This window comes from Stenotrophomonas chelatiphaga (assembly GCF_032054965.1).
GTDB lineage: Bacteria > Pseudomonadota > Gammaproteobacteria > Xanthomonadales > Xanthomonadaceae > Stenotrophomonas > Stenotrophomonas chelatiphaga.
Map to the genome: position 1 here is coordinate 924,842 of NZ_DAMBRS010000001.1, position 15,016 is coordinate 939,857.

At 67.6% G+C, this 15,016-nt stretch carries 16 protein-coding genes; 13 read left to right on the top strand and 3 right to left on the bottom strand.

From position 1 onward, the window contains the following. The first annotated feature begins 313 nt into the window (after positions 1-313). Positions 314-1,555, top strand: coding sequence for an MFS transporter (locus RTX79_RS04370; protein WP_428695943.1), 1,242 nt, complete (start codon positions 314-316; stop codon positions 1,553-1,555). 586 nt (positions 1,556-2,141) lie between these two features. Here RTX79_RS04370 and RTX79_RS04375 read toward each other — a convergent pair. Next, complete coding sequence (locus RTX79_RS04375) at positions 2,142-2,480, bottom strand: HesB/IscA family protein (protein ID WP_057507925.1); 339 nt, start codon at positions 2,478-2,480, stop codon at positions 2,142-2,144. Positions 2,481-2,610: 130 nt separating this feature from the next. On the opposite strand from RTX79_RS04375, the gene asnS reads away from it, so the two are divergent. The 12 genes from asnS (at position 2,611) to RTX79_RS04435 (ending at position 13,074) form a co-directional block, all read left to right on the top strand. After that, positions 2,611-4,005 (top strand): asparagine--tRNA ligase, encoded by a 1,395-nt coding sequence (gene asnS, locus RTX79_RS04380; protein WP_042614897.1) that lies wholly within the window; start codon positions 2,611-2,613, stop codon positions 4,003-4,005. A 30-nt stretch (positions 4,006-4,035) separates the two neighbouring features. Then, positions 4,036-4,335, top strand: a complete 300-nt coding sequence (locus tag RTX79_RS04385; protein ID WP_042614896.1) for a hypothetical protein — start codon at positions 4,036-4,038, stop codon at positions 4,333-4,335. Between the two features lie 7 nt (positions 4,336-4,342). Then, positions 4,343-4,657, top strand: a complete 315-nt coding sequence (locus RTX79_RS04390; RefSeq protein ID WP_057507927.1) for a hypothetical protein — start codon at positions 4,343-4,345, stop codon at positions 4,655-4,657. 4 nt (positions 4,658-4,661) lie between these two features. Next, positions 4,662-5,303 carry an FMN-binding negative transcriptional regulator gene (locus tag RTX79_RS04395; protein WP_057507928.1) on the top strand — a complete coding sequence of 214 codons (642 nt, stop codon included), beginning with the start codon at positions 4,662-4,664 and terminating at the stop codon, positions 5,301-5,303. Between the two features lie 70 nt (positions 5,304-5,373). Next, entirely contained in the window at positions 5,374-6,036 is a 663-nt protein-coding gene (gene can / locus RTX79_RS04400) for a carbonate dehydratase (protein ID WP_057507929.1), read from the top strand. 20 nt (positions 6,037-6,056) lie between these two features. Beyond that, positions 6,057-6,569 carry a 3-hydroxyanthranilate 3,4-dioxygenase gene (locus tag RTX79_RS04405; RefSeq protein WP_312682102.1) on the top strand — a complete coding sequence of 171 codons (513 nt, stop codon included), beginning with the start codon at positions 6,057-6,059 and terminating at the stop codon, positions 6,567-6,569. Positions 6,570-6,679: 110 nt separating this feature from the next. Further along, complete coding sequence (gene kynU, locus RTX79_RS04410) at positions 6,680-7,954, top strand: kynureninase (protein ID WP_312682104.1); 1,275 nt, start codon at positions 6,680-6,682, stop codon at positions 7,952-7,954. Then, positions 7,935-9,350, top strand: a complete 1,416-nt coding sequence (locus RTX79_RS04415) for an FAD-dependent oxidoreductase (RefSeq protein WP_312682228.1) — start codon at positions 7,935-7,937, stop codon at positions 9,348-9,350. The genes kynU and RTX79_RS04415 overlap by 20 nt, the downstream gene beginning before the upstream one ends. Further along, on the top strand, positions 9,350-10,789 hold the full coding sequence (sbcB, locus tag RTX79_RS04420) for an exodeoxyribonuclease I (protein WP_312682106.1): 1,440 nt from the start codon (positions 9,350-9,352) through the stop codon (positions 10,787-10,789). The genes RTX79_RS04415 and sbcB overlap by 1 nt, the downstream gene beginning before the upstream one ends. Beyond that, positions 10,786-11,472, top strand: coding sequence for a DUF2461 domain-containing protein (locus RTX79_RS04425; protein WP_309685146.1), 687 nt, complete (start codon positions 10,786-10,788; stop codon positions 11,470-11,472). Before sbcB ends, RTX79_RS04425 begins: the two co-directional genes overlap by 4 nt. A gap of 5 nt (positions 11,473-11,477) precedes the next feature. Then, complete coding sequence (locus RTX79_RS04430) at positions 11,478-12,464, top strand: aldo/keto reductase (protein ID WP_312682111.1); 987 nt, start codon at positions 11,478-11,480, stop codon at positions 12,462-12,464. 64 nt (positions 12,465-12,528) lie between these two features. After that, positions 12,529-13,074, top strand: a complete 546-nt coding sequence (locus RTX79_RS04435) for a DUF2939 domain-containing protein (RefSeq protein ID WP_123698723.1) — start codon at positions 12,529-12,531, stop codon at positions 13,072-13,074. A gap of 121 nt (positions 13,075-13,195) precedes the next feature. Here RTX79_RS04435 and RTX79_RS04440 read toward each other — a convergent pair whose 3' ends face one another. After that, a complete protein-coding gene (locus tag RTX79_RS04440) occupies positions 13,196-14,140 on the bottom strand; it encodes a 5'-nucleotidase (protein WP_057507937.1) in 945 nt (314 codons plus the stop codon). 48 nt (positions 14,141-14,188) lie between these two features. Next, the gene (locus tag RTX79_RS04445; RefSeq protein ID WP_057507938.1) at positions 14,189-14,962 is read right to left on the bottom strand and encodes an NAD kinase; all 774 of its coding nucleotides are present in this window, start codon (positions 14,960-14,962) and stop codon (positions 14,189-14,191) included. Positions 14,963-15,016: the final 54 nt, after the last annotated feature.

Sequence of the window (15,016 nt, forward strand, 5' to 3'; positions counted from 1 at the left end):
TTATATACCTTTCGGATGTGGCCGTTTCGGCCGGACAGCCCCCCGCGGTGATGACGGCGGTGGGGCAAGGGTTCCTACGCTGGGCGCAGGAAGCCGCCAATTATGCCTGCTGGCCCTGACCGAGGCAAGCTGAGCCTGAGAGCGGCTTGGCGGCCGGGCGGCGGGACCCAGTCCTGTGCGCCGAGCCACGCTCGGCGGACGTTTGTCCGGGGCGGGAAGAAATACAGCGTTCAGCCGGCAGGACGCAGAACGGGCGAATGTGCTGCGCTGCAGCAGTACAATCTGCAATCGATTACATGTCCCGGATTTTCCTGTGAACCCGTCCCCTCCCCCGGTCGCCACGTCCGCGCTGGCCGCCGTGCTGTCGCCCCGCCAGCGCACCTTCATCCTGCTGGCCCTGTCGCTGGGCGGATTCGCCATCGGCACCAGCGAGTTCGCCAGCATGGGCCTGATGTTGGACATCAGCCGCGGGCTGTCGATCACCGAGGCACAGGTCGGCCACCTGATCAGCGCCTATGCCATCGGCGTGGTGGTGGGCGCGCCGGTGCTGGCCTTCGCCGGCGCCGGCATCAGCCGCCGCAGCCTGCTGCTGGGCCTGATGGGCTTCTACGCCATCGGCAACCTGGCCAGCGCGCTGGCCCCGAACTACCACACCATGCTGCTGGCGCGCTTCGTCGCCGGCCTGCCGCACGGCGCCTACTTCGGCGTGGCGATGCTGGTGGCGGCATCGATCAGCCCGCCCGCACAGCGCGGCGCAGCGGTGTCCAAGGTGCTGCTGGGCCTGTCGATCGCGATCCTGGTCGGCAACCCGCTCACCACCTGGCTGGGCCAGCAGTTCACCTGGCGCACCGCCTTCGCGCTGGTCAGCCTGTTGGCGCTGGCGACCGTGGTGATGGTGTCGCGGCACCTGGCGCCGGACCCGAATGAGGTCCGCACCAGCCCGATGCGGGAGCTCCGCGCGTTCAACACCACGCAGGTCTGGCTGGCGCTGGCGATCGGTTCGATCGGTTTTGCCGGCATGTTCTGCGTGTTCACCTACCTGGCACCCACGCTGGTCAACGTCACCGGCATCAACGAACGCTGGATGCCTGCGGCGGTCGGCCTGTTCGGCGTGGGCGCGATCATCGGCAACATGCTGGGCGGCTGGCTGGTGGATCGCCTGCAGTTCCGCGCCGCCGGCGTGCTGCTGGCGTGGTCGGTGGTGGTCCTGCTGCTGTTCCCGCTGGCTGCGCACTCGCCCTGGGCGATGGTGCCGGCGATCATCGCCGTGGGCACCATGGGGGCGCTGGCCGTGGCCCTGCAGACCCGCCTGATGGACGCTGCCGGCGAGGCCCAGACCCTGGCCGCCGCGTCGAACCATGCGGCCTTCAATACCGCCAACGCGCTGGGCCCGTGGCTGGGTGGCATGGCCATCGGCGGCGGGTTCGGTTACGCGTCCACCGGCTACGTGGGGGCCGCCACGGCAGCGGTCGGCCTGCTGTTGTGGGGCGTTTCGGTGATGATCGAGCGCCGGCGCGGTTCCGGGTCGCTGGCAGTGGGTGCGTCGAACGGGTGAAACCCCCTCGCGGCGGGCTGCTTTCGGACTGCATCTGAGGGTTGGCCGAGCCGGGAGGCTGTGCGGGGCACGCACAAGTACGTCCATGTAGCTCTTCGCGGCTCCTGCCGCTCAAGGCCCCGCACAGCCCCCCGGCCCGGCCCCTGACGGGTTCCGGGGGCGGCCCGCCGCGTGATGAAGAAAAAGAAAAGCGGTAGCGCCGAAGGCAGCGGCAGGAGCCGCTGCCAACGTCGCTTGCGACGGCACGCAGGGTACCGGTCAGGACGACCGGCATACCCATGGTCGGCGGGATCCATCAGACCCCGTGCCCCCAACATCCGCCGACCATGGGTCGGCGCTACCGAAGGTTCCACGGCTGCAATGGACCTGTCGAAGGTGGGGCGGGATGGCTGGGCAGGACCGTCTTTTCGCGTGGATGCGAAAAGCGAGCCTGCACGGTCGTACTTGCGGGGTGTCCTGCACAGCCATCCCGCCCCGCCAACACCCAGCCCAGCCCAGCCCAGCCCAGCAGGCTGTTGCCTTTGCTTGTGCCGTTGCCGTCGCCGTTGCGCCATGGCAAGCCGGCCGCAGGCCGGAAACCCACGCCTCAGCGGTGGGACTCGTCCGTGGTGAAGCTCTCACCGCAGCCGCATTCGGCCGCTGCATTCGGGTTCTTGAAGGTGAAGGTCTCGCTCAGGCCGTGCTTGCCGAAGTCGATCACCGTGCCATCCACCAGCGGCAGGCTCTGCGCGTCCACGTAGATGCGCACCCCCTGCTGGTCGAACACACTGTCGCCCTCGCGCTCGTCACGCGCCAGATCGGTCACGTGGCCCCAGCCCGAGCAACCGGTACGGGTCACGCCGAAGCGCAGCCCCAAGGCCCCGGGGGTCTGGGCGACGAAGCGCTGGACGCGCTCAAAGGCTACTGGGGTCAGGCTGACGGCCATGATGGAGCTCCACGAAGGTACGAGACGAGTATAAAGGCCACCGGGGCAGTAGAAATGCCTCGCAAGCGGAACGCTGCAACCGGTAAACTTCGAATTCACAGATCGAGTCGATCAGCAGAGGATTCAAGTCATGACGGTGGTCAGCGTTGAACATGCGCTTGCCGGGAAGATCCCGGAAGGCGGCGAAGTCACGGTACGCGGCTGGGTGCGCACGGTGCGTGGCTCGGCGAATCTTGCCTTCATCAACGTCACCGACGGCTCCTGCTTCGCCCCGATCCAGGTGGTGGCAGCTGAATCGCTGGCCAACTTCGATGAGGTCAAGCGCCTGACCAGCGGCTGTTCGCTGATTGCCAAGGGCACCCTGGTGAAGTCGCAGGGCAAGGGCCAGTCCTTCGAAATCCAGGCCAGCGACGTGGAAGTGGTCGGCTGGGTCGAAGACCCGCTGACCTACCCCATCCAGCCCAAGCCGATGTCGCCGGAGTTCCTGCGCGAAGTGGCACACCTGCGCCCGCGCACCAACCTGTTCGGCGCGGTCACCCGCATCCGCAACTGCCTGTCCCAGGCCGTGCACCGGTTCTTCCACCAGAACGGGTTCAACTGGATCAGCACGCCGATCATCACCACCTCCGACGCCGAAGGCGCCGGCCAGATGTTCCGTGTCTCCACCCTGGACATGGTCAACCTGCCACGCACCGAGCGTGGCGAGGTCGATTTCAGCCGCGATTTCTTCGGCAAGGAAACCTTCCTGACCGTCTCCGGCCAGTTGAACGTGGAGGCCTACTGCCTGGCGCTGAGCAAGGTCTACACCTTCGGCCCGACCTTCCGCGCCGAAAACAGCAACACCACCCGCCACCTGGCCGAGTTCTGGATGATCGAGCCGGAAATCGCCTTCGCCGACCTGGCTGAAGACGCGCGGCTGGCCGAAGAATTCCTGAAGTACCTGTTCCGCGCGGTGCTGGACGAACGCGGCGACGATCTGGCCTTCCTGGCCGAACGCGTGGACAAGAACGCGATCAGCAAGCTGGAGAACTTCATCAATGCGCCGTTCGAGCAGATCGACTACACCGAAGCGGTGAAGCTGCTGCAGAACTCCGGCCGGAAGTTCGATTTCCCGGTGGAATGGGGCCTGGACCTGCAGACCGAGCACGAGCGCTGGCTGACCGAAGAGCACATCGGCCGCCCGGTGGTGGTGACCAACTACCCCGAGCACATCAAGGCGTTCTACATGCGCCTGAACGACGACGGCAAGACCGTTGCCGCGATGGACGTGCTGGCGCCGGGCATCGGCGAGATCATCGGCGGCAGCCAGCGCGAAGAGCGCCTGGACGTGCTGGATGCACGCATGGCGCAGTTCGGCCTGGACCGCGAGCATTACGGCTGGTACCGCGACTTCCGCCGCTACGGTTCGGTGCCGCACGCCGGCTTCGGCCTCGGCTTCGAGCGCCTGGTGGTGTACGTCTGCGGGCTGTCCAACATCCGCGATGCGATCGCCTACCCGCGCGCGCCGGGCAACGCCGACTTCTGATCCCCCTGCACCCACGGAGGTACCGCAACCATGACCCTGTTCTTCGCGCTGTGTTTCTTTGGCGTGGCGATCGCCGGGTTCAGTGCCTTCGTGATCTTCTGGCCGCTGACCCTGGTGCACCTGCGCGACCGCCATCCGGCGCTGTCGCAGCGCTTCGGCAGCGGCGCCTTCCTCAAGCCCGAAGCACTGGCCTGGCTGTTGCGGCGTGACTATCGCGCGCAGCCGGACCGTTCGCTTTCCGGGCTGGCGACACCGGCCTGGGTATCGCTGCTGACCCTGCTGGCCGGACTGGGCATGGCCGCCCTGCTCTGGCTGGCGTCGATCTGGTAATCACGAAATGAATGACGACTCCCTTCCGCAGGACAGCTGGTGGCTGGCCAGCCTGGGCAACACGCTGATCTGGGCGCGCCTGCGCATCCGCCCGGCCGGCACCGCCGAAGTGCTGGACAGTGACGGCAACACGTTGAGCTACGACGGTGAAGACACCGCGCGCGCGCAGCTGTTCGATGCCGAGTTCGTGGAATACGACGGGCTCGACGAAGAAGACGCGCTGGTGCGTGGGTTTTCGCTGCATGAAGTGCAGCCGCCCAGGGCCAGCACCGATGAAGGCCTGCGTGGCTTGATGGTGCAGTCGCTGGGCCGCACGGTCTAAGCGCATGTTCACCCCGCGCGCCTTCGCAGAAACCGACCTGCAGTGGCTGGACGCGCTGTTTGCCCGCGACGCGTTCATCACCCTGCTCACCACCGGTGACGATGGCCTGCCCGAACTGACCCGGCTGCCGGTGCTGTACCGCCGCCAGGGACAGGCGATCGAGCTGCGCGGGCACTGGGCCAGGGCCAATCCGCAATCGCGCCGCGACGGTCTGGCCAAGGTGCTGGTGGACGGTCCGCACGGGTATGTCTCGGCCTCGTGGTATCCGGACAAGGAGGCCATGGCGCGGGTGCCGACCTGGAACTACGCCGCCGCCGAGCTGCGCGGCCAGCTGCACCGCTTCGAGGACACCGACGCACTGGCCGCCGTGGTCGCCGATACCGGCGATCTGTACGAAGCAAAGGTGGGCCGTGACTGGCAGTTCGAACCGCAGCGCGATGACCACCGCAGCCAGCTGCGCGGCATCATCGGCTTTCGCTTCGTGGTGGACACCGTGCAGCTGAAGATGAAGCTCAGCCAGAACCACCCGGTGGCCAACCAGCAGGCGGTGATCGCCGAACTGGAACGGCTGCCCTCGCCTGCATCACACGAGCTGGCGCACTGGATGCGCCGCTTCCTGGACGCGCCCGGTACGGCGCGCGACTGATCCCCCTCCCTTCCCGCGACGACGCGGCCCGACGCCGCGCCTTGCCCCCACACACCGTCAGGGACCTTGCATGAAAGACGTCTTCAAACTGCTGCAGAACAACCGCGACTGGGCCGACCGGATCCAGCAGGAAGATCCTGAGTTCTTCCACAGGCTGTCGACCCAGCAGCATCCGGAATACCTGTGGATCGGCTGTTCCGATTCGCGCGTACCCGCCAACCAGATCATCGGCATGGCCCCGGGCGAAGTCTTCGTGCATCGCAACGTGGCCAACGTGGTCGCCCACACCGACCTGAACTGCCTGAGCGTCATCCAGTACGCGGTGGACCAGCTGAAGGTGAAGCACATCCTGATCGTGGGCCATTACGGCTGCGGCGGCGTGCACGCCAGCCTCAACAACGTACGCGTCGGCCTGGCCGACAACTGGCTTCGGCATGTCGGCGACGTGGCGCAGAAGCACGCCGCCATCCTCGATGCGATCGACGACCCGGAGCTGCGCCACGCGCGGCTGTGCGAACTGAACGTCATCGAGCAGGTGGCCAACGCCTGCCAGTCGACCATCGTGCGTGATGCGTGGGCGCGTGGGCAGAAGCTTACCGTCCACGGCTGGGTGTACAGCCTGCGCGATGGCCGCGTGCGCGAGATGGGTATCGACGTCGACAGCCCGGAAGCCCTGCAGCCGGGTTATGAAAAAGCGCTGTCCTTCGTCCCGCGCAAAGGCAAGCGCGACTGACCGTCAACCGGAGCATCCGCATGCTTGCTTCACCGATCAACCTGATGGGCTGGGTCGAAGAACACCGGCACCTGTTGAAGCCGCCGGTCGGCAACAAGCTGATCGAGGACGGCGACTTCATCGTGATGGTGGTCGGCGGCCCGAATTCGCGCACCGATTTCCACATCGACGAAGGCCCGGAGTGGTTCTACCAGCTGGAAGGCGAGATGGTGCTGAAGGTGCAGGAAGACGGCCAGGTCCGGGACATCCCGATCCGCGCCGGCGAGATCTTCCTGCTGCCGGGCAACGTGCCGCATTCACCGCGCCGCCCCGCGGGCGGCATCGGGCTGGTGGTGGAACGCAAGCGGCTGCCGCACGAACGCGACGGCGTGGTGTGGCACTGCGAGCGCTGCAACCACAAGCTGCATGAAGAGTGGTTCACCCTGCAGAACATCGAAACCGACCTGCCGAAGGTGTTCGCCCGCTACCAGGGCGACCTGCAGCTGCGCACCTGCAGCGCGTGCGGGCACGTGGATCCGCTGCCGGGCGCCTGAATCGGGCGCCTGCCCGGACAGAAGAACGCCGGGCCGGACTCGGCGCTACCGGAACCGGATGACGCTGCGCGCGGTACACTTCGGACACGTCAAATCGTGTCGCTGCAATCATGTCCGAGCTCCTCAGCCGTTCCCATGCCCTGGCCCTGGATGCCGCCGATCCACTGCGCGGTTTCCGTGATGAATTCCTGATCCCCCGCCACGACGGCGGCGAGCAGACCTACTTCGTCGGCAACTCGCTCGGCCTGCAACCGCGTGGTGCGCAGGCCGCGGTGCAGGAGGTCATGGGCCAGTGGGCCACGCTGGCGGTGGAAGGCCACTTCACCGGCCCGACGCAGTGGCTGGGCTACCACCGCCTGGTGAGCGGGCAGCTGGCGCAGGTAGTCGGTGCATTGCCCAGCGAAGTGGTGGCGATGAACACGCTCAGCGTCAACCTGCACCTGATGATGGTGAGCTTCTACCGGCCCACCGCGCAGCGCCCGGTGATCCTGATGGAAGCCGGCGCCTTCCCCACCGATCGCCACGCGGTGGAGGCGCAGATCCGCTTCCACGGGTTCGATCCCGCCGATTGCCTGGTCGAAGTGCAGCCGGACGAGCCCGACGGCACGATTTCGCTGCAGGCCATCGAGCAGGCGATAGCAAGCCACGGCGCGCGCCTTGCGCTGGTGCTGTGGCCCGGCGTGCAGTACCGCACCGGCCAGGCCTTCGACCTGCAGGCGATCACCACGCTGGCACGCGCACAGGGCGCCAACATCGGCTTCGACCTGGCTCATTCGGTCGGCAACCTGCCGTTGCAACTGCACGAGGTGGCGCCGGACTTCGCGGTGTGGTGCCACTACAAGTACCTCAACAGTGGACCGGGTGCCGTCGCCGGCGCGTTCGTGCATGAACGCCACCATCGCGACACCACCCTGCCCCGGTTCGCCGGCTGGTGGGGCCATGAAGAAGCCACCCGCTTCCAGATGGCGCCGCAGTTCGTGCCGTCCGTGGGTGCCGAAGGCTGGCAGCTGAGCAATCCGCCGATCCTCGGCCTGGCACCGCTGCGTGCATCGCTGGATCTGTTCCAGCGCGCGGGCATGGAAGCGTTGCGTGGGAAATCACTGGCCTTGACCGGGCTGCTCGATGCCCTGGTGCAGGCGCGCCTGCCGCATGTGCTGGAACGCATCACCCCGGCCGACAGCGAGCGCCGCGGCTGCCAGCTGTCGCTGCGGGTGATCGGCGGTCGTGAGCGTGGCCGGGCCCTGTTCGAACACCTGCGCGCAGTGGGGGTGCTGGGCGACTGGCGCGAACCGGACGTGATCCGGATCTCGCCGACCCCGCTGTACAACCGCTACCAGGACCTGCATCGCTTCGTCGATGAAGTCGATGCCTGGGCCGGGCGCTGACGCCGTGCCGGACGTCGCTTCGACTGCGCACGCCCAGCGTTCGCTGACCATCGTCGGCGCGGGACTGGCCGGTTCGCTGCTGGCCATCCTGCTGTCGCGGCAGGGCTGGAACATCACCGTGTACGAACGTCGTGGTGACCCGCGCGTCAGCGGCTACGAAAGCGGTCGCTCGATCAACCTGGCACTGGCCGAACGCGGCCGCAACGCACTGCGCCAGGCTGGCGCGCACGTGGAAGCGGCGGTGATGGAACGTGCGGTCATGATGCGCGGGCGCATGGTCCACCTGCGCGATGGCGCCGCCCCTGCGCTGCAGCGCTACGGCCGCGACGACAGCGAAGTGATCTGGTCGATCCATCGCCGCGAGCTCAACGTCACCCTGCTGCAACTGGCCGAACAGGCCGGCGCCGTCGTGCACTTCCACCGCCGCCTGCACACCGTGGACTTCGATGCGCAGCACGCGCGCTTCATCGATGACCGCGACGACACCCCGCATGACATCCGCTTCGCCAGCCTGGTCGGCGCGGACGGCGCCGGATCGGCCCTGCGCGCGGCGATGAACCGCCGCCAGCCGCTCGGCGAGCGCATCGAATTCCTCGACCATTCGTACAAGGAACTGGAGATTCCACCTGGCGCCGGCGGTGCCTTCAGCATCGATCCCAACGCCCTGCACATCTGGCCGCGGGGCCGCTTCATGTGCATCGCGCTGCCCAATCACGAAGGCACCTTCACCGTTACCCTGTTCCTGCCCAACAAGGGCGATCCGGGTTTCAACACGGTCACTACCGGGGAGCAGGCAGAGGCGCTTTTCGCCCGCGAATTCCCCGATGCCCTGCCGCTGATCCCGGACCTGCGCGCCGACTGGGATGCGCATCCGCCGGGGCTGCTCGGCACGCTGTACCTGGAGCGCTGGCATACCGATGGCAAGGCCGTGCTGATCGGCGATGCGGCGCACGCGATGGTGCCCTTCCATGGCCAGGGCATGAACTGCGCCTTCGAGGACTGCGTTGCGCTGGCCCGCCACCTGGATGCAGCCAGCGACCTGCGCGGGGCCTATTCGGCGTTCGAAATCGAGCGCTCGCCCAATGCCTGGGCGATCCAGCAGATGGCGCTGGAGAACTACACGGAAATGCGCGACCAGGTGGCCGATCCGGCGTTCCTGCTGCAGCGTGAACTGGAGCTGGCCCTGCAGCAGCGGTGGCCCACGCGCTTCGTGCCACACTACACCATGGTTACTTTCCTGCACACGCCCTACGCCGTTGCGCTGGAGCGCACGCGGATACAACGCCGCATCCTGCGCAACGCCACCCAGGGCCTCGATTCCCTGCAGCAGCTCGACTGGAACGCGCTGCAAGCCGAAGTCCACGCCAAGCTGCCCATCCTGGAGGGCGCGCACTGATGGCCGACAGCTTCCTGTTCTACGACCTGGAAACCTTCGGCCAGGATCCGCGCCGCACCCGCATCGCCCAGTTCGCCGCCATCCGCACCGACGCGCAGCTCAACGAGATCGACACGCCGGTCAGCTTCTACGTGCGCCCGGCCGACGACCTGCTGCCTTCGCCCTACGCTACGATGGTCACCGGCATCACCCCGCAGCACGCACTGGCTGAAGGGATCAGCGAGGCCGAGGCGCTGGCGCGGATCAACGACCTGATGAGCCGCCCCGGCACCTGCGCACTGGGCTACAACACGCTGCGCTTCGATGACGAGTTCATCCGCCACGGGCTGTTCCGCAACTTCTTCGATCCGTATGAGCGCGAATGGCGCAACGGCAATTCGCGCTGGGACCTGCTGGACATGCTGCGGCTGATGCATGCGCTGCGTCCGGAGGGCATCACCTGGCCCAAGCGCGAAGATGGCGCCACCTCGTTCAAGCTTGAGCACCTGGCCGAAGCCAACGGCGTGCGCGATGGCGATGCGCACGAGGCGCTTTCGGACGTGCGCGCGACCATCGGCATGGCCCGGTTGTTCCGCAGCGCACAGCCGCGCCTGTGGGAGTATGCCCTGCGCCTGCGCGACAAGCGCTTCGTCACCAGCCTGCTGGATGTCACCGCGCTGCAGCCGCTGCTGCACATCTCGATGCGCTATCCGGCCAGCCGCCTGTGCGCCGCGCCGGTGCTGCCGTTGACCGTGCATCCGCACATCGCCAACCGCTACATCGTGTTCGACCTGGACGGTGACGTCGATGCGCTGCTGCAGCTGCCGGCGGAAACCATCGCCGAGCGCCTGTACCTGCGTGCCAGCGAACTGCCAGAGGGCGTGCAGCGCATCCCACTGAAGGAAGTGCACGCAAACAAGGTGCCCGCGCTGGTGGCCTGGAACCACCTGCGCCCGGATGACCACCAGCGTCTTGGCCTGGACGTTGCCGCCGTGCAGGCCAAGGTGGAACAGTTGCGCCCGCATGCCGCGCAGCTGGCCGAAAAGGCACGGCAGGTGTACGCCCGGCCGCGCGAAGGCGGCCCCTCCGACGTGGATGCCTCGATCTACGATGGCTTCCTCGGTGCCGGCGACAAGCCGCTGCTGGCGCGCGTGCGCACGACCCCACCCGAGGCGCTGGGCGCACTGGAAGGGGAGTTCAACGATCCCCGCCTGCCCGAGCTGCTGCTGCGCTACCGCGCGCGCAACCACCCCGGCAGCCTGGATGCCGCCGCGCGTGAGCGCTGGCAGGCCTACCGCCAGCGTCGCCTGCGCGGCGACGAAAAGCTCGGTGAAGTGAACCTGGCCGAGTACAACGAACAGATCGACACCCTTGCCGCCGAGCCGTCCGACGACCTGCGCCGCCCGGCGTTGCTGCAGGCGCTGCGCGACTGGGGCAAGCAGCTGGAGGACAGCCTGTGACCGCTTATTTTTCCGATGCCAGCTTCAAGTTCCTGAAAGCGCTGGCGCTGCACAATGACAAGGCGTGGTTTGCCGAGCACAAGCAGCAGTACGAAGATCATGTAAGGCAGCCGTTCCTGCGCCTGCTTGGCGACCTGCAGCCTGCCCTGGCCGAGGTCAGCCCGAAATTCCGTGCCGATACGCGCACGGTCGGCGGATCGCTGTTCCGCATCTACCGCGATGCGCGTTTTTCCAACGACAAGTCGCCGTACAAGAACTGGCAGGGCGCACGGTTGTTCCATGAGCGTCGCCGCGAGGTCGCCGCCCCTTCGTTCTACGTGCACCTGCAGCCCGGCGCGAGCTTCGTCGGCGCCGGTCTGTGGCATCCGGAGCCGGATACCCAGCGCCGCATCCGCCATTTCATCCTCGACAATCCCGGCAGCTGGAAACAGGCCGCGCATGCGCCGGCGCTGCGCCGCCGGTTCGAGCTGGAGCAGACCGAAAAACTGGTCCGCCCGCCGCGCGGCTTCCCCGCTGACTTCGAGTTCATCGATGACCTCAAGCACCGCAACTGGGTGATGTGGCGGCAGCTGGACGATGCCACGATGACCGGGCCACGCCTGTTGTCCACGCTGGGCAAGGACCTGGTCGCGCTGGGGCCGTTCGTGGATTACCTGTGCGCTGCGCTGGACCTGGAGTTCTGACCGCGATGACCACGCCGCTGCCACGACAGCGCCGCACGCTGGGGCGCAGTGGGCTGGAGGTGTCGCCGATCGGCCTGGGCTGCTCCGGCTTCTGGGGTCATCGCCGCTTCCCCGAAGCCGACGCGGCACGGGTGGTGGAACACGCGCTGGAGCGCGGGGTCAACCTGCTCGACACCGGCCACAACTATTCTGCTTTCAACGCCGAACCCCGGCTCGGACGCATCCTCAAGCCGCTGCTGCCGCGTTTCCCACGTGACTCGCTGGTCATCTCCAGCAAAGGCGGCACGTTGACCGGACAGGCAGGCATCAGCGGCGCCGAGCAGCGGGATTTTTCACCCGCCGCGATCACCGCCAGCTGCGAGGCGTCGCTGCGCAACCTGGGGCTGGACTACCTGGACGTGTACCAGTTGCACGGCATCGGGGGCCCTGAAATCACCGATGAGCTGCTGCATGCGCTGCAGCAGCTGCGCCAGCGCGGACTGGTGCGCAGTATCGGCATCAACACGCATTCGGCCAGCACCCTGGACTGGATGCTGGCCCACCCGCTGGCGTTCGATGTCGTGCTGCTCGACTACAACGCGCTGCAGCAGGACCGGGCGGCTCCTATCAGTGCGCTGCACGCGGCCGGCATCGGTGTGCTGGCCGGCACTGTCCTCGCCCAGGGCCACCTGTTGCCGGCACGGCCGCGGCTGCCACGGCTGGCAGATGGCTGGTATCTGGCCCGTGCCTGGCTGAAGCCGAGCAGCCGCCGCTTGATGCGCAGCGCCAGCGCGATGCGTGCAGCCATCGCGGGGATCACCTCGCAGCATCCGGCGCAGAGCGCCTTCGCCTATGTGCTGCAGCATCCGGGCGTGGCCGCGGGCATCCTTGGCACCACCCGCGTCGAGAGCCTCGAACAGGTGCTGCAGACCGTGCCGGAGCGACTGGACACGGCCGACCGCGAACGTCTGGTGAGCGCGTTTGGTGATGGCAGTGGATCACCCAGTCACTGAGACTTAACCCACCGTGCCGCGCGATGCGGCACGCTGTGGGCCGGTCCATCAACACGCTGCTGCCATGAAGAAGTTCGTTGCTGTCCTGCTGGTCCTGCTGCTGGCTCTTGCCGGCTGGTGGTTCAGCGGCCCCTATCTCACCGTGCATGGGCTGGCCCAGGCGATCGAGCAGCGCGACACCAGCCGGCTGGACCGCTACGTCGACTTCCCGCGCGTGCGCCTCAGCCTGCGCGCACAGGTCAGCGACTACATGGTGCGCCAGGCCGGGCCGGACGTGGCCGGCAGTCCGTTCGGCGCGCTGCTGTACGGCCTGGGTGACCAACTGGGCGGCGCGGCGGTGGATACGATGATCACCCCGCTGGGGATCGGCGCACTGCTGCAGGGTCACGCGTTGTACAAGCGCGGCCGCAATGAACTGCAGGGCGATGGCGCGTTGGCGCCGACCCAACCGGCGCAACCGTTGAAGCAGGCGAAGGGGCGTTTCGAGCGCCTGGATCGTTTCGTGGTCGATGTCGATCGTGGCCCGGGGCAGCCGCCGTTGCAGGTGGTACTGGAACCGCAGGGACTGCGCTGGCAGGTGGTCGACCTGCGCAACGCAGTGCCGCAGTAGACCGGTAGCGCCGAGCCATGCTCGGCGAGCGCGCAGCGCGGCGCTGTCAGTCGACGCATTGCCGTGACGGAGAGCCGCCGAGCACGGCTCGGCGCTACCGGCTACCGGCTGCCGACCGGCCTCAGGTTTCGTTCGCGACGCCGTGCGGCACGTGCCCGGCCGCGACGTGTTCGCGGGCGCTGTCGATGTTGTGCTGCGAATCATCGAAGAAGATGTCCGCGCCGAAGGCCTGCAGGAACGGTCCCTTGTGGCGGCCACCGAGGAACAACGCTTCGTCCAGTCGCACGCCCCACTCGCGCAGGGTCCGGATCACCCGCTCATGCGCCGGCGCCGAACGCGCGGTGACCAGTGCGGTGCGGATCGGTGCGTCCTCGCCCGAGGGAAACACTTCCTGCAACGTATGCAGGGCCGACAGGAAGCCGCGGAACGGTCCCCCGCTCAAGGCTTCGCGCGCGCGCTCGCGCTCGTGGCGGCCAAAGGCCTCGACCCCCTGCTCGCGCGAAATGCGCTCGCTTTCATCGCCGAAGATCACCGCATCGCCATCGAAGGCGATCCGCAGCTGGCCGGCCGGGCGGCGGGTGTCGACCTGGTCGGCCGCCGCTGCGGCGGTCTCGCCCGGCGGCTTCGGCAGGATGGTCGCCGCGGCGATGCCGTGGCGCAGCGCGCTGCGCACCGATTCGGGATTGGCCGACAGGAACAGGTCCGTGCCGAACGGCTTCACGTAGGGCCAGGTCGGCTCGCCGGCGGTGAACGTGGCGCGGATGATGCCCAGCCCGTAGTGCTGGATGGAATTGAAGATGCGCAGACCGGTATCGGCGGAATTGCGCGACAGCAGGATCACCTCCACGCGCGGGTTCTCCGGGCCTGCGCCCTGGTTCAGCGCCAGCAGCTTGCGCACCACGGGGAACGCCACGCCAGGGCCCAGCACATCGTCTTCGTGCTCACGCTGGTACTTGGCGTAGGCATCCACGCCATCGCTCTCGAACAGCGCGTGGCTCTCTTCCAGGTCGAACAGGGCGCGCGAGGTCACCGCGACGGTCAGCAATCGGGGAGTGTTGTCGCCCATCGGGGGGTTCCTTGCAGCAACCGGCGGTTGCCGGCGGCCTATTGTCGCTCAGAACACGAACTGTTCGGAGAGGATCCGGTCTTCGAGGTTGTGCTCCGGGTCGAACAGCAGGGTCACCTGGCGGTCGCGGCATTCGCGGATGGTCACTTCCACCACGTCGCGGGTCTCGTGCGAATCGGCGGTGACACTGACCGGGCGCTTGTACGGATCGAGCACGCGGAAGCGCACCTCGGTGTCGGCCTTGAGGATCGCCCCGCGCCAGCGGCGGGGCCGATACGGGGCCAATGGGGTCAGCGCGATGGTGGCCGAGCCCAACGGCAGCACCGGGCCATGCGCGGAATAGTTGTAGGCGGTGCTGCCCGCCGGGGTGGCCACCAGCACGCCATCACCGATCAGTTCAGCCACCCGCTCCTGGCCATTGAGGTCCACGCCGATGTGCGCGGCCTGCCGGGTCTGGCGCAGCAGCGAGACATCGTTGTAGGCCAGCGATCCGGTCGAGGTTCCCGATTCGGTCAGCGCGGTCATCTGCAGCGGCCGCAGGTGGGCCGGTTCGGCCAGTGCGATGCGCGCGGCCACGTCGTCCGCGTCACGGTACTGGTTCATCAGGAAGCCCACCGTGCCCAGTTTCATGCCGAACACCGGCCGGCCGAGGTGGCCGTAGCGGTGTAGCGTCTGCAGCATGAAGCCATCGCCGCCCAGCGGACACAGCACGTCCGCCGCATCGGGCGCATGCTCGCCGTGGCGCGCGACCATCGCGGCAAGGGCAAGCCGTGCCGGTTCGGTGTTGCTGGCCAGGAAGGCAATGCGGGGGGAATCGCTCATGCAGGGTGTCCGGTGGTGCGCGGGTACCGGTAGAGCATAACCGGACGTGGCGCG

What these genes read in the sequence shown, in the direction of transcription:
- RTX79_RS04375 (WP_057507925.1), bottom strand. Translation starts at nt 2,480, where the DNA reads ATGGCCGTCAGCCTGACCCCAGTAGCCTTTGAGCGCGTCCAGCGCTTC.
- asnS (WP_042614897.1), top strand. Translation starts at nt 2,611, where the DNA reads ATGACGGTGGTCAGCGTTGAACATGCGCTTGCCGGGAAGATCCCGGAA.
- RTX79_RS04385 (WP_042614896.1), top strand. Translation starts at nt 4,036, where the DNA reads ATGACCCTGTTCTTCGCGCTGTGTTTCTTTGGCGTGGCGATCGCCGGG.
- RTX79_RS04390 (WP_057507927.1), top strand. Translation starts at nt 4,343, where the DNA reads ATGAATGACGACTCCCTTCCGCAGGACAGCTGGTGGCTGGCCAGCCTG.
- RTX79_RS04395 (WP_057507928.1), top strand. Translation starts at nt 4,662, where the DNA reads ATGTTCACCCCGCGCGCCTTCGCAGAAACCGACCTGCAGTGGCTGGAC.
- can (WP_057507929.1), top strand. Translation starts at nt 5,374, where the DNA reads ATGAAAGACGTCTTCAAACTGCTGCAGAACAACCGCGACTGGGCCGAC.
- RTX79_RS04405 (WP_312682102.1), top strand. Translation starts at nt 6,057, where the DNA reads ATGCTTGCTTCACCGATCAACCTGATGGGCTGGGTCGAAGAACACCGG.
- kynU (WP_312682104.1), top strand. Translation starts at nt 6,680, where the DNA reads ATGTCCGAGCTCCTCAGCCGTTCCCATGCCCTGGCCCTGGATGCCGCC.
- RTX79_RS04415 (WP_312682228.1), top strand. Translation starts at nt 7,935, where the DNA reads ATGCCTGGGCCGGGCGCTGACGCCGTGCCGGACGTCGCTTCGACTGCG.
- sbcB (WP_312682106.1), top strand. Translation starts at nt 9,350, where the DNA reads ATGGCCGACAGCTTCCTGTTCTACGACCTGGAAACCTTCGGCCAGGAT.
- RTX79_RS04430 (WP_312682111.1), top strand. Translation starts at nt 11,478, where the DNA reads ATGACCACGCCGCTGCCACGACAGCGCCGCACGCTGGGGCGCAGTGGG.
- RTX79_RS04435 (WP_123698723.1), top strand. Translation starts at nt 12,529, where the DNA reads ATGAAGAAGTTCGTTGCTGTCCTGCTGGTCCTGCTGCTGGCTCTTGCC.
- RTX79_RS04440 (WP_057507937.1), bottom strand. Translation starts at nt 14,140, where the DNA reads ATGGGCGACAACACTCCCCGATTGCTGACCGTCGCGGTGACCTCGCGC.
- RTX79_RS04445 (WP_057507938.1), bottom strand. Translation starts at nt 14,962, where the DNA reads ATGAGCGATTCCCCCCGCATTGCCTTCCTGGCCAGCAACACCGAACCG.